The 13,857-nt window shown below is 66.0% G+C and carries 9 protein-coding genes and 4 pseudogenes; 4 read left to right on the forward strand and 9 right to left on the reverse strand.

Features of this window, described 5'->3' with window-relative positions:
* Positions 1–5: 5 nt before the first annotated feature.
* Positions 6–552, forward strand: a pseudogene (locus ACHMW8_RS23285) (MBL fold metallo-hydrolase); the annotation flags it as partial.
* Between the two features lie 695 nt (positions 553–1,247).
* On the opposite strand, the pseudogene ACHMW8_RS23290 reads toward ACHMW8_RS23285, so the two are convergent.
* From ACHMW8_RS23290 to ACHMW8_RS23315, 6 genes and pseudogenes are all read right to left on the reverse strand, one after another.
* A pseudogene (locus ACHMW8_RS23290) lies at positions 1,248–4,409 on the reverse strand (efflux RND transporter permease subunit).
* Between the two features lie 12 nt (positions 4,410–4,421).
* Positions 4,422–5,685 (reverse strand): annotated as a pseudogene (locus tag ACHMW8_RS23295) (efflux RND transporter periplasmic adaptor subunit).
* Entirely contained in the window at positions 5,682–6,965 is a 1,284-nt protein-coding gene (locus tag ACHMW8_RS23300; protein ID WP_395443898.1) for a TolC family protein, read from the reverse strand. The pseudogene ACHMW8_RS23295 and the gene ACHMW8_RS23300 overlap by 4 nt, the downstream one beginning before the upstream one ends.
* Positions 6,966–7,010: 45 nt before the next feature.
* Complete coding sequence (locus tag ACHMW8_RS23305) at positions 7,011–7,478, reverse strand: hypothetical protein (RefSeq protein WP_395443899.1); 468 nt, start codon at positions 7,476–7,478, stop codon at positions 7,011–7,013.
* Between the two features lie 69 nt (positions 7,479–7,547).
* On the reverse strand, positions 7,548–8,666 hold the full coding sequence (locus tag ACHMW8_RS23310) for a nickel/cobalt efflux transporter (protein ID WP_395443900.1): 1,119 nt from the start codon (positions 8,664–8,666) through the stop codon (positions 7,548–7,550).
* Positions 8,667–8,673: 7 nt separating this feature from the next.
* A complete protein-coding gene (locus tag ACHMW8_RS23315) occupies positions 8,674–8,949 on the reverse strand; it encodes a metal-sensing transcriptional repressor (RefSeq protein WP_395443901.1) in 276 nt (91 codons plus the stop codon).
* Between the two features lie 35 nt (positions 8,950–8,984).
* On the opposite strand from ACHMW8_RS23315, the gene ACHMW8_RS23320 reads away from it, so the two are divergent.
* Both ACHMW8_RS23320 and ACHMW8_RS23325 read left to right on the forward strand, forming a co-directional pair.
* On the forward strand, positions 8,985–9,179 hold the full coding sequence (locus ACHMW8_RS23320) for a hypothetical protein (protein ID WP_395443902.1): 195 nt from the start codon (positions 8,985–8,987) through the stop codon (positions 9,177–9,179).
* Positions 9,180–9,213: 34 nt separating this feature from the next.
* Positions 9,214–9,909 carry a superoxide dismutase gene (locus tag ACHMW8_RS23325; RefSeq protein WP_395443903.1) on the forward strand — a complete coding sequence of 232 codons (696 nt, stop codon included), beginning with the start codon at positions 9,214–9,216 and terminating at the stop codon, positions 9,907–9,909.
* A gap of 155 nt (positions 9,910–10,064) precedes the next feature.
* On the opposite strand, the gene ACHMW8_RS23330 is transcribed toward ACHMW8_RS23325, so the two are convergent.
* Both ACHMW8_RS23330 and ACHMW8_RS23335 read right to left on the reverse strand, forming a co-directional pair.
* Positions 10,065–11,654 carry a hypothetical protein gene (locus ACHMW8_RS23330; protein ID WP_395446083.1) on the reverse strand — a complete coding sequence of 530 codons (1,590 nt, stop codon included), beginning with the start codon at positions 11,652–11,654 and terminating at the stop codon, positions 10,065–10,067.
* A 94-nt stretch (positions 11,655–11,748) separates the two neighbouring features.
* A pseudogene (locus tag ACHMW8_RS23335) lies at positions 11,749–12,039 on the reverse strand (transcriptional regulator); the annotation flags it as partial.
* 191 nt (positions 12,040–12,230) lie between these two features.
* Here ACHMW8_RS23335 and ACHMW8_RS23340 point away from each other — a divergent pair.
* The gene (locus ACHMW8_RS23340) at positions 12,231–12,896 is read left to right on the forward strand and encodes a hypothetical protein (RefSeq protein ID WP_395443904.1); all 666 of its coding nucleotides are present in this window, start codon (positions 12,231–12,233) and stop codon (positions 12,894–12,896) included.
* Positions 12,897–13,013: 117 nt separating this feature from the next.
* On the opposite strand, the gene ACHMW8_RS23345 is transcribed toward ACHMW8_RS23340, so the two are convergent.
* Entirely contained in the window at positions 13,014–13,688 is a 675-nt protein-coding gene (locus ACHMW8_RS23345) for a hypothetical protein (RefSeq protein WP_395443905.1), read from the reverse strand.
* Between the last annotated feature and the right edge of the window lie 169 nt (positions 13,689–13,857).

Raw genomic sequence — 13,857 nt, forward strand, 5'->3', positions numbered from 1 at the left:
CGGCCATGCGACCCAAGGTTCATGCGTTTTTCGACAGGGCAACCTTCACCGCCAGCTATTTGGTTAGCGACCCGGCTACGGGCCAGGCGGCGATCATCGACCCGGTGCTGGACTTCGAGCCCAAGGCCGCGCGGCTGTCGACCAGTTCAGCCGACGCCCTACTCGACGCCGTCAAGACTGAGGGCCTGACACTGACCTATGTCCTGGAGACCCACGCCCACGCCGACCACCTGTCAGCCGCCGATTACATCCGCCGCAAGACAGGTGCGAAGATCGTGATCGGGGCGCGCATCGTTCGAGGTGCAGAAGACCTTCATCCCGCTGTTCGAGATCGACGCCGCCGCCGACGGCGCGGTGTTCGACGTGCTGATGAACGAGGGCGACACCCTGCCCCTGGGCCAATTGAGAGTCGGCGCCCTGCACACGCCTGGCCACACGCCAGCCTGCCTGACCTATCTGGTCGGGGACGCCGCCTTCGTCGGCGACACCTTGTTCATGCCTGACTACGGCACCGCCCGAGCCGATTTCCCCGGCGGCGACGCAGGCGCCCTCTACCGCTCGATCCAGAAGGTCCTGACTCTTCCGCCGCAGACGCGGATCTTCGTCGGTCACGACTATCTGCCGCCGGGCAGGTCGGACTATCGCTGGGAGACCACGGTCGCCGAGCAGAGAGCGGAGAACATCCACGTCGGCGGTAAGGTCGACGAAGCGGCTTTCGTGGCCATGCGCCAAGCCCGGGACGCGACTCTGTCGTCTCCCACCCTTATCCTGCCCGCGCTGCAGGTGAACGTGCGGGCCGGAGCCCTCCCGGACCCCACGGCCGCGGGCAACGTGTTCTTGCGTTTGCCCGTGAGCCGATAGACCGGCGCCAGCCAGCGCCTCGGTGGGCGAGCGCTGTTCCCCAACCCGCGGTCGCGCCCAGACGCCCAGTCTTCGCCTTATCTCGTCGGTCCTACTCCGGAGCGAACCGGCGCCCTTCTCAGCCCATCAATGCGTCCGCTTTCTGGAGCGTTTCGCTTAGGCTTGGCGCGGTCTTGGTGGCGCCAGAACCGGACCTTGTCACACTTCCAGAGACCGGACTTTTGACCGGAGGTGAAGATAGCCTCGCCGGACCCTTTGAGGCCCTCGAGTGGGCACAACCATTCGCTCTGGCGCTATTGGCCAGTCGCTGCACTTGTTTGGGCGAAGCCCCACAATAGCGCTTCCCCCAAAAAGACCGATCGCTCAGGGAGTCCCGACCTTTAAGCCTATGCCCCGTTAGCCTCGCCCCGGGGCGATGTCCGCTGCCCTGCCTGCGCGCCCCCCGCAAGTCGGTAGAGGGCGGGCAGGACCAGCAGGGTCAGTAAGGTCGAGGAAATGATCCCGCCGATGACCACGGTGGCCAGCGGTCGCTGCACCTCGGCGCCGGCCCCGACATTGAAGGCCATCGGCACGAAGCCCAGGCTGGCGACCAGAGCAGTCATCAGCACCGGCCGCAGCCGGGTCAGAGCGCCCTCGGAGATCGCCTCGTCCATCGACCGGCCCTCGGCGAGCAAGCTGCGGATGAAACTGACCATGACCACCCCATTGAGCACGGCCACGCCGGACAAGGCGATGAACCCGATGCCCGCCGAGATCGACAGCGGCAGCCCGCGCAGGATCAGCGCCGCGACCCCGCCGGTCAAGGCCAGAGGCACGCCGGAGAAGACGATGGCGGCATCCTTCACGGAGCGGAAAAGGGCGAATAGCAGGCCGAAGATCAGCAGCAGGGCGGCGGGCACGACCAGCTGAAGCCGTTTCGCCGCCGAGATCAGCTGCTCGAACGTGCCGCCATAGCTGATCCAGTAGCCTGTCGGGATCTCGACCTCGGCGCCGACCTTCTGCTGCACCTCGGCGATGAAGGAGCCCAGGTCCCGGCCCCGCACATTGGCGGTGACGACCACGCGGCGCTTGCCGTCTTCGCGGCTGATCTGGTTGGGGCCGATGACCGTCTCGACCTTGGCGACGTCCTGGAGGGGCACGAAGCCGCGCGCGCCGTCGGCGCTCGCCGGCAGCGGAACACGAAGTCGCCCGACGCCATCGACATCGCCGCGTATCGCCTCGGGCAGACGGACCACGATGTCGAAGCGCCGATCACCCTCGAACACCTGGCCGACGACCGCGCCGCCGATCGAGGTGGCGACGACCTCCTGCAAGTCCTGCACGTTCAGGCCCAGGCGCGCCAGGGCGGCGCGGTCGGGGGTGATCTGCAAGACCGGCAGGCCGGTCACCTGTTCGACCCCGACGTCCTGAGCGCCCTCGATCCCTTCGACCACGGTCCCGACGCGTTTGCCGATTTCCAGAAGCTGGTCGAGGTCGTCGCCGAACACCTTGACGGCGACGTCGGCGCGAACCCCGGACAGCAGTTCGTTGAACCGCATCTGGATCGGCTGAGTGAACTCGTAATTGTTGCCGGGGATGGTGGCGACGGCGGCCTGGAGTTCGGCCACGAGCTTGGCGCGCGGCTTGCGCGGATCGGGCCAGTCCCTGCGGTCCTTCAGCATGATGAAGGTGTCAGCGACCGAGGGCGGCATGGGATCGGTGGCCACCTCGGCGGTGCCGATCTTGGCCACCACGCGCTCGACCTCCGGCATCTGCTTGATCCGCGCCTCCAAGGCCGTCTGCATGCGAACGGCCTGGGAGAGGCTGGTGCCGGGGATGCGCAGGGCGTGCATGGCGATGTCGCCTTCGTCGAGATTGGGCACGAACTCCGAACCCATCCGATTGGCGGCAAAGCCAGCGATCACGACCAGCACCACGGCGCCGGCCACGAAGGCGACGCGCAGGCGCAGGGCCATGGCCAGGGCTGGCTCATAGAGCCGGCGGGCTCCGCGCATCACGCGGCTTTCCTTCTCCTCGACCTTGCCGGTGACGAAGAGCGCCACGGCGGCGGGCACGAAGGTTAAGGACAGCACCAGGGCCGCGGTCAGGGCGATGACGACCGTGATCGCCATCGGGTGGAACATCTTTCCCTCGATCCCGGTCAGGGCGAAGATCGGCACATACACCAGGGTGATGATCAGCACGCCGAACAGCGAGGGCTTGATCACCTCGCCGGCCGCGCTGGCGGTCAAAGCGAAGCGCTCGTCCTTGCTGAGCAGGCGGCCCAAGCGATGCTGGGCCTCGCCAAACCGGCGCAGGCAGTTTTCGACGATAATCACCGCGCCGTCGACGATCAGACCAAAGTCCAGGGCGCCCAGGCTCATCAGATTGCCCGACACCCGGCTCTGCACCATGCCGGTGATGGTCAGCAGCATCGAGAACGGGATGATAGCCGCCGTGATCAGCGCTGCGCGGATGTTGCCCAGCAGCAGGAAGAGCACGACGATGACCAGCAGCGCGCCTTCGACCAGGTTCTTCTCGACCGTGCGGATGGCGCGATCGACCAGTTCGGTGCGGTCATAGACCGCCTCGGCGACGACGCCGGCCGGCAGGGCCTTGGCGGCTTGCTCCAGACGCTCGGCTGCCGCGCGGGCGACCGTGCGGCTGTTTTCGCCGACCAGCATGAAGACGGTGCCCAGCACCACCTCCTTGCCGTTCTCGGTAGCCGCCCCGGTGCGAAGCTCCTCACCCAGGCCCACGTCGGCGACATCGCCAATACGGATCGGCGCGCCGCCGCGATTGGTGATGATGGTCCCGCGAAGGTCCTTGACGCCGCTCGCCTGACCCGGAACACGGATCAGGTATTGCTCGCCGTAACGCTCGATATAGCCGGCCCCGACATTGCTGTTGTTCTTGGCCAGGGCCTCGGTGACATCCGCCATGGTCAGGCCATAGGCCGACAGCCGTTCAGGCCAGGGCGTGACGTGGTACTGCCGCTCGAAGCCACCGATGGTGTTGACCTCGGTAACGCCAGGCGTGTTGCGCAACTGTGGCCGGATCACCCAGTCCTGAAGGGTGCGCAGGTCTTCGGGCGTGTAGGCCTTGCCATCCGGACGACGCGCGCCCGGCTTGGCCTCGAACCGTGTACATGAAGATTTCGCCTAGGCCCGTGGAGATCGGACCAAGCTCGGGTGTCAGGCTGGGGGGCAGTTGGGCGCGGCGGCCTGCAGCCGTTCATTGACCAGCTGGCGGGCGAAATAGATGTCGGTCCCGTCCTTGAAAACGACGGTGACCTGGCTGAGGCCATAGCGCGACACCGAGCGGGTGTATTCCAGCCCCGGCAGGCCGGCGATGGCGGTCTCGATCGGGAAGGTGATGCGTTGCTCGGCCTCAAGGGGCGAAAAGCCGGGAGCCTCGGTGTTGATCTGCACCTGGACGTTGGTGATGTCAGGGGTGGCGTCGATAGGCAGGCGCTGGAAACTCCAGACGCCGACGATCGACGAACCGATGACGAGCGCCAGGACGATCCAGCGAAAGCGGATCGACAGCGCGATGATGCGGTCAAGCATGGGGTCGCGCTCCTAGTGGTCGTGGCTCGCGCCGGACTTTTCGATGTCCGCGCGGATCAGGAAGGCCCCGTCGGCGACATATTCGGCTCCAGGCTCAAGCCCGCCCAGAACCTCGGTCCATTCGGGCGTCTGGCGGCCCAGCTCCAGCATCCGCACCTCGTAGGTGTCGCCCACCTTGGCGAAGACGACGGTGAAGTCGCGGAAGCGCTGCAGGGCCTTGGTGCGAACCGCCAGCGGCACGCGGGTCGATGCCACCTGGAAAGATCCTTCGACGCCCATGCCCGGTCGGAAGGCCGCCGATCCCTCGGGTAGGTGGACGTGCGCCAGAAGGGTCTGGCTGGCCAAGTCCGCTGTCGGCAGGACGGCTTCGACCCGCGCCATCAGCTTGGTGTCGCCCGACAGGCTACGCACCTGCACCGGTTGGCCGACGCGCACCTTCTCGGCGTCGCGCGGATAGACGAAGAACTCGGCGTGCAGCTTGGTCGGATCGGCGATCACGAAGATCGCCCGCTCGCCGGCCACGTCACCGACATTGATGTTCTTCTCGACGATGATCCCGCTGATCGGTGCGAAGATCGAATAGGTCTGAAGGCTCTCGCTCGAACTCCACGCGCGCCAGCAACTGACCTTTGCGGACCTGGGTTCCCAACTCGCCGCGCAGGGTCATCACCCGTCCCGGATACCAAGCGCGAACCTCGCCCTTACCCTCGGGCGTGATCTCCACACGGCCCGCCATATCCACCAACTCGGCGACATCAGCGCCGCCGGCGATCTCGGTCTTCACCCCGCCGGCCTTGGCGGCCTGCGCGCTGATCGTCGTTCGGCCTTCGTAGGACGGATAGGTCCATTGATGGCTCTGGCCGCCCTGGCTGGCGCGCACCTTGACGTCGAAAGAGTGGGGTTCATGCACCACGCCGGCGCCGCGCAGATAGTCCTCTTGCGGCGCGAAGCTGAACCGATCGACCTTGCCGCCGAGGCGGGTCAGTTCGACCGACAGCTGGACCTGGTTTGGATCGACCGGCTTGTCCTTGCGATAGGCATAGACGTGGAACTCCGGTTCGACGCCATCCTCGAAGATGGTCATCTCGATGGCCAGATCACCGTCGCGCAACATGCGGCCACGATGAGGGCCGCGTTCGTAGTCGCCGGCCTTGGCGGCATGGCCTTCGGTCTCGGCGGCGGGCTTGGCGCCATCACCGCAGGCTGTAAACACCAGGCTCGAAGCCATCAGCAGGGCAAGGCGCACCGAGGCGCGCCGGGTGTAATCGCGGTTCATCGGACAGTCTCCGAAGCGGGAATGAGGGCGGCGTGGCGGCCGGTCAGGCGAGCCAGCTGGGCGCGGTCGGTGTGGAAAGCCTTGAGGGCGTTGAGGCGTCGGCTTCTGGCCTCGATCAAGACCCTCTGGGCCTCGATAACGTCGAGATAGCTGAAGCCGCCCCGGTTGAAGCCGTCGCGGACCAGGGCGACGGTGCGCTCGGCGGCGGGCAGCACCTCGGCCTGGATGCGCTGAGCCTCGCTGGCCCGTGCGGCGAGATCGGCCTGAAGCCTGGCGATCTGCCGCTCGCGCAGAACCTTGCCGCTGAACAGGTCGGCGTCCGCCGCCGTGCGTTCGGCCTGGGCGCGCTCGATGGCGCCGCGATTGGTGTCGTAGCGGGCTAGGGGGATCGATCCCCCGACCACGACGGCCATGTCACGGCCTTCGTTGAGGTAGCGCAGACCAGCACGCCAGGTTGGGTCCTGGACCGCCTTGGTTTCTTCGACGCGAACCCTGGCCGTCGCGGTCTGGCGCTCGGCGTCGAGCAGAGCCAAGTCCACGGGGGAAGCCTCGCCAGCGATGTCCTGGGCGGTGGAGGTGTCCTCCAGCACGGCCGGGTCGATCTGGAAATCGACACCGCCGTTCCAATAGCCGGCCAAGGTCCGCCGGGCGGTGTCGGCTGTCATCTGGGCTTGCGACAGGGAGATTTTAGCCTCGGCGACTTGAGCGTCGGCCCGGGCTCCGGCGAACAGCGGGTCGCGGGCGACCTTCACGCGGCGATCGACTTCGGCTTGGGCGCGCTCGGCGATGTCCAGGCGTGTTCGCGCCAGCAGAACTTGGGCCTCCGCCGCCAGGGTTTCGACCCACGCAAGCTCGACCTCCTTGAAGAGATCCAGCACCTTGGTCTCGTGGCGCAAACGGACCAGATCGATTTCCTTGCGGGCCAAGGCGGTGCGGGCCTCGCGCTTGCCGCCGCGTTCAAGGCTTTGCTGGTAGTAGACCGTCGCCTGGGTGCGATCGACGAGGGAATAGGGACCGGTTCCGGTCAGATCTTCCAGCTCGACGCCGACGACGGGATTGGTGCGAACGCCGGCTTGCCGGGCGCCCGCGTCGGCTGCCCTCAGGCGAGCCTCGACAGCTGGTCGGGTGGGGTCGGCCTGAGCGGCTCGGGCGAGCGCCTGGTTCAGGGCCATGGATTGGGCTTGCGCCGCCAAGGGCAAGGTGGCGAGCGGCAACGCGACGGCGAACGCCGACGCGAGTAGCCAGGATCGCGCGAAGCGACCGTGGATAGGACTGGACATGGATTTCTCTCGAACGGAGGCAGGCGCGGCGCAGGGCCGCGTCGGTCAGGCGACGTGTTCGAGGCTGGCCTTGGGAGGGCGTTTCTGCGGAGAGGGCTCGGCGCTGGCGAGCGAAGCGCCACCGCCAGGCCAAGGTGCAGCGGAGGCGGCCCATGGGCTCGCCATCGCCATGTCTGTCACGAGCCCCAACAACGAAGGGCCATCGTGGTGGTGGTGCGCGCCCTGCGAGGGGGACGGATCACGATCGTCATCAACCCAAAGCAACGCCATATCGCTCGCGTCGTCATCGTGGTGATCCAGGGCCGCCTGATGGTCATGATCGTGGTCGTGATCATGATCCGACAGATCGACCGCAAGAGGGCCGGCGAAGGCATTGGCCACGTGGGCCTGGCCGCTGGCGTGCAAGGCTCTATCCACCATCGCGACCGGCGCCTGAACCACGAGCATGCTGATCAGCATCACGGCTAGAGCCGTCACGCCTTTCCCAAGCCGATTGTTCAGATGCTGAAGCAAGAGTCCCTCGAAGCAGCCGTGAGCGACGACATAGTCGTCGCAAGCTCGGCTTAGATCAATGCGTCACGGCTACCGCAGGATCGCGTTCACGGCTTGCCACGCCAGGATCAGGCCCACCACGGTGATCAGCGCGCCGGAGGCATAGGGCGCTCGACGGGCGAAAGTCGAGAACGCCCCGGCGAAACGCTTTTCGGCATGGCGCACGCCGATGGCGGCCACCACACCCACGGTGACCATGGTGATGGCCAGGCCGATCGAGAAGCACAGCACCAGGGTCGCGCCCAGGGCGACTTGCTTGAGCTGAAGGCAGAGGAGCAGCACTGTGATCGCGGCCGGACAGGGGATCAGGCCCCCGGTCAGGCCAAAGAGGATGATCTGGCCCGTGGTGACGTCGCGACCGGCGAAGCGCTTTTTGATATCGTTAGCGTGGGCGCGTTCATGAGCGTCCTGGTAGCCAGGATCGGTTTCGTCGAGGCCGCCATGGTCATGTCCGTGGTCATGCTCGGCGAAGACCACATCGAAGTCGTGGCCGTGGGAACCGTGGGCTATCGACAGCCGCGCCTCGAACGAGTGCGGCTCGGGGATCGCATCGGTCGATTCCAGGAAGGCGCCCTTGTCGATGAAGGCGAAGGCCTGCACCGCGCCGTCGGGGCGTGTGGTGGTGACGGTCAGCTCGCTGGCGCGCGGAACCGGGCCGCGCTCGGCTGTGACCCGGAAGCACGGCGGCACGCCGTCCTCGAAGATCGCCAGGGCGACGACGCCGTGGCCAGTGTCGATGCGCCTGACCTCGTCGTCGTGACCATGATCGTGATGGTCATGGTCGTTTTCGTTGGCCTGCGCGCGGCCCTCACGCCAGGTGCGCCAGACTATCCATAGGGCGACGGCGATGATGATCGCCGCTGAGGCCAGCTGGAACCAGGGCTCAGCGGTGTTCAGGTCGAGGTTGCGCCCGAAATAGAGGCCCGTCAGGCCGATCACCCAGACGATCAGGGTGTGGGACGCGGTCGCCGATAGGCCAAGCAAGATCGCCTGCCAGACCGTGCCGCGCACCGCGACGATGAAGGCGGCCATCATGGTCTTGGAGTGGCCCGGCTCCAGGCCATGAAGCGCGCCCAGCAGCAGGGCCGAGGGGATGAACAGCCAGGCGTGCCCGGCGCCTTGGGCGAGAAGATCGGCAAGGGAAGTCATCTGCGCCTCAGAGGTACTTGGTGATCTGCTTCAGCTCATCCATTGCCTTGGCCGCGTCGCGCGGCTCGTCGTCGGCGGCGTGAGCCAGACAGTGATCGATATGATCGTGGATCAGCGTCTTCTTGGCGGCGGCCACGGCCTTCTCGATGGCGTGGAGCTGCTGCGCCAGGTCCAGACAGGTTCGTCCCGCTTCGATCATCGCGATGGTCTTGCGAAGGTGCCCTTCGGCGCGCTTCAGGCGATTGATAATCTCAGGATGGGTTTCGTGGACGACGTGGGCCATGAGCAAGGTCCTATCCCCCAGGAGGGGATCATGCAATGGTTCCTTTCTGGAGGGTGACCTACCCGCCATGCGTTCTCTGGGTTTTCGTCGCGGCGCCGCTCATCGAGCGCCTGGAGCACGCAAAGCGCTTCATAACCGGTCTGCTGCTGTTTCGCTTTCACATCGGGGTCATCAAGACCCTGGCTGCCTGTGTCGTCGTCGCCCTGGTCCTTCACGGCCTTGGCGCCTGACTCCCACCAACCTTGACCCCGAAGGAAACTAAAAATGACGTCTCCCAACCTTGATCGCCGTCAGGTGTTTGCTGCGGCCACCGCCGTCGCGACGGCGCTTGGCATAGCTCCATTGGCGGCGGCGGCGCAGACCGTTCCGGCGACCTTCGTGCCCATACCGCTACCCTTCGACCCGAAAGCCATCGTTGGCTTGTCGGAAAAACTTCTGATCAGCCACCACGACAACAACTATGTAGGCGCGGTTAAGCGCATCGGCGCCATCGAAGGTCAGCTGGCCAGCCTGGAGCCGTCCACAGCGCCCGGCTTCTTGATAAATGGCCTGAAGCGTGAGGAATTGATCGCCTGGAATTCGATGATCCTACACGAACTCTATTTCGCGGGCCTGGGCGCCGCCGGTCGGCCGGGCGCGGCGCTAGCAGCCACCATTGAGAGGGACTTCGGCGGCGACGCGGGTTGGCGCGCCGAGTTCGCCGCCATGGGCAAAGCGTTGGGCGGCGGATCAGGCTGGGTCTTGCTGACCTGGAGCCATCGAGACAATCGTCTAGTCAACACCTGGGCGGCGGACCACACTATGACGCTCGCAGGCGGCACGCCTATCTTGGCGCTCGACATGTACGAACATGCCTATCACATGGACTATGGCGCGAAGGCTGGCGCCTATGTCGACGCGTTCATGGCAACGATCAACTGGGCCAACGCCGACAAGTTGTTTGAAAAGGCAACGGGATAGATGGCACGGACGGTCTGATTACGCTCCTGCTCCCTCCCCTGACGATTAGACTGGCGGCTTCTCCAGCGCCGTAGAGCGGACGCCAGCCCGATACGCGCCATGAGCGGAACTCAAGGCCCACGCCAGAAACTCGACCTTCAACCGGCGACTTAGTGTCAGTCCGGCTTTCGTGCCGCCTCCGCACGTCGCTTCATCAAATCGGCCAATCCCGGAGACGATTTCCATAGTGCGGAATAGGCTAGCGTGCCGCTGACAGAGGGCGGGAACTCGGTCGGGCCATGGGGCAGCGCCCAGGGCAGGTAGAGCGACCCCCGATCCACGGCTTCGCGCAACGCCTCCAAGGCTCGGTCAGAGGCGCCGGCCTCGGCATATTCGAGCGCCAGCACGAACCAGGAGTCGCCTTGGGTTCGGCCGAACTTGCGAGCGTCCGGCGGGGCTGCGGCGTAGAGCGTTCGGTCCGCATCGGTGAGGCGCAGGAAGGCCTGTGGACGCCCCTCAAGCGCGTCGGCGCCGGCTTCGGTCCGGACGATCATGGCGGCGACGGGCGGGGGCGGAACGCCGCGCCAGAGATCGTCACGGGTGAAGACGGCCAGGGCACGAAGAGCCCGGGCGTTCCGTTCCCCCAAGCGCATCAGGTAAATTTCACGAAGCAGGAAGACATTGCCGGGGTCGCGAACCTGAAGGGCGCGATAGACGTCCCCAGCCTCGGCGCGGCGACCGGCGCAATGCAGCAAGCGGGGAATGGCCAGCTGGCGCCAGGTGTCGCCGGGCGCCAGGCCGGCCGCAACGCGCGCGTGCTTCAGACCCTCTTCGCAACGGCCCATCAGGCCGAGATGATAGGCGTACCAGGTGTTGGCGTCCGGCGAGTTGGGATCGATGGCGATGGCGCGTTCCAGCAGCCGTTGGGCGTCGCCCCAGCGCAGGCTCTGGCGATAGTCCTCACCCGCCGCGACCAGCACTTCCGGATCGTCCGGATCGGCGGCGACCGCTCGCGACAGATAGCCGGCGGCGCGCTTTAGCCGGGATTGAAATTCGGCTTGGGTCTCGTTGGGTCGAGGATACTGAGGGCCGTTATCGGCCTGGTAGCGGACCATCAGGGCGCCGGCTGAGTTGGGTTCGATCGTCAGGGCCTTCGCGGCGTCGGCGTCGGCGCTCTGCGCCAGCCGGACAGACAGCGGCCAATTCCGTTGATGCCGGGCTTCGTTGGAGGCGGCGTAGGAACGGCGCGCTCGGGCGACCAGGCGATCGACCTCAGGATCCATGGGCTCGCGCGCCGCCGCCTGACCGGCGAGGCCATCGCCAAGCCGAACGGCGAGGAAGCGAGCGACGGCAGAGACGGCGCGTTCCTCGGCGGTTGGATCGTCAGCCGCTCGACCGTCAAACCGCGCGCTCCAGATGCGAACACCCGATCGCCCATCGCTGAGCGTCAAGTCGATCACCGGCTTCTGATCGCCATGGCCGACAACGCCTTCGACGACCAGGTCGGTGGGCGCTGAGGCGGTTGCGCGTCCCGTGATCAGCCTCAGCCCCTGCATGTGGGACAGGGTTTCGCGAATCTGGCGATCGAGTGCGCCTGTCGCGGCGGCGTCGATCGGGTCCTGCGCGCTCAGGTTCAGGGAGATGCTTGGTCCCTGCGCGACGCCCTGCCTCGTGGACGAGGGGTCCGGAGTGACCCGGGCCAGCAGGATCGCTCCACCTGCCGACAGGACGGCGACCAGCGCCAGAAGAGCGACGATCAGACCCATCCGCCGCCGGGTCGCGAAGGCGGCGATGTCTGGCCCCGGCGCGCTCGGGATCGTCGTCCCGGCCCTCGGCGGCGGTTAGGTCCAGACGGTAACCGACCTTGCGCACGGTGCTTAGACGAAAGGCGCCGCTGACCGTCGAGAGGCGGCGTATGCGCGACAGGACCCGATTGATCGCATCTTCGCTGACGGCGCGCCCACCCCAGGCCTGATCGACGATCGTGTCCCGCGAAAGGACGCGGCCAAGCTGACGCGCGAGGGCCAGCAAGACCCGCATGACCTGGGGCTCGACGGTCTCGACGCCCGCTGGGTGCACCAGTTCGCACGTCGACGGACGCAGGCTCATGGAGCCCAGCGTCAGATCGTCCTGGTCGGCGAGTGGTGTCATGGCAATTCTCGGTAGCACCGCCCGATGTCAGGAAGAAATCGGCTTGCCGTCAGGCTGGCGTCCTTTCGCCAGTGCGTGTCCTCCCGCGAACTCTCGCCGCCGTCAATGGAACGGGAGTGAACGCGATGACGGCAGAAACGATATCGGGCCCCTGGCGGACAGCGCGAGGAAGCCGAAGGTTCTTTCTGGTCATGGCGCTGGTGATCGCGGCGACCGTGATCTTCGGCTTCACCTTGAACGCCTCCCGCTATCATTTCGACGTCGCCAGCCTGCCGCCGCTGGTGCACGTCCACGCCGGCGTCTTCATGGCGTGGATCCTTTTCTTCGTTCTGCAGAGCGGGCTGGTGGTCTCCGGGTCTGTCTCGCTGCACCGCCGGCTTGGAGGGTTCGGGGTGGTGCTGGCGGTGCTGATGGTCATCACCGGCATCGCGGTCACGGTCGGATGCGTGAGGCGGGGGGCGGTCCCGCCGTTCTTTCCGCCCAACATCTTCCTGATGGTCGACATCATGGGGGTGCTGAGCTTCTTCGGACTGACCGCGGCGGCCGTGGCGCTGCGGCGCTCGCCCGAATGGCACCGGCGGCTGATGCTGTGCGGCACAATCATGGTGATGTCCCCGGCGTGGGGCAGGATTCTGCCGATGCCATTGCTTGGGCCGTGGGGCGGATGGGCCGTGTTCGGAGCGATGATGATCTATGTGACGGCCGGCGTGATCTATGACCTGGTGACGACGCGGCGGGTGCACCCCGCTTATTTCTGGGGCGGGGGCACGATCTGCCTGACCCAGATCCTGATCGGTCCGGTCTCCTTCAGTCCGCCAGTCATGGCCTGGACCGCCAGCCTGCTAGGGGGTCACTGATACGCCACTAAGGGACGCTGGCTTCGGTCCGGAAAACGACCTTCAGATTCCCCTCAATCGGCATTGCACGATCCTAAGCAGACCGTCAGGAGCGCCCGGATCGGTCGCTGGCAACCGTCACTCTTTCGGACACAGACCTTTGGGTGTCCAAGCCGAGGTTAGCGTCGTGGGGGAACTGCCTTCTCCATGCAGGATCAATGCGAAGCCTTGTCGCGCCTCCAGGCCAATCGCCATCAACAACATCGGCGGCCCCTGCCGCACCATCAACGAATGTCCCGCGCCTCGGGCGACCTGAACGCCATCGGGTGTCTCTAGGCAGCTCCCTCCGCTGATCGCGTAGAACGCCTCGGGGCCGGAATGCACATGCACTGGCGCCGTCATCCCGGGTGCGAAGGTTGATTTCAGGTATTCGGCGCTGAAGTCGCCCTTAGCGGCCCCGACCGGGATCGGACCGACATCGGCGACTTGGCGTCCGCCTTCGTACTGGCGCCCCTTGCCGCCCAGATCGAACATCCAAACCTGGCCGAAGGCCTGTACGACCGCCCCATGCACCGGCTTGGCGCGTTCGGCGGCCTGCACGTCGGGGAAGGTATAAATGTTCCAATAAAGCGGGGTCGTTGGCAGCGCCCCAAGGTCTTGGTGCGCGACCAGACAGGCTGGTCCCGGCGTCTCTCCGGCCTGACCAGAACAAATTCGCGACGTCGCTTGGGCGTGGGCCGTCATTGGCGCCAGGACGGCCAAGGCGAACGCGCTGAGAATTCCCACCAATGGCTTTGATGAACTCCAGATCATGGCCTGCCTCATCTGATGAACTTTCGGGAAGGTGCCGCATGCAACGGCAACTATCCACCCTCGCCGTCATCGGTCAGTCCGCCTGAGCGTTCAGGCAGCGCCAGAAGCTGCCCTTGGAATATCTCCAAATTCCGGACCTTCGGCCGAAGCCATCAACGGTGGATAGGGA

Source organism: Caulobacter sp. UC70_42, assembly GCF_044056025.1.
Classification (GTDB): domain Bacteria; phylum Pseudomonadota; class Alphaproteobacteria; order Caulobacterales; family Caulobacteraceae; genus Caulobacter.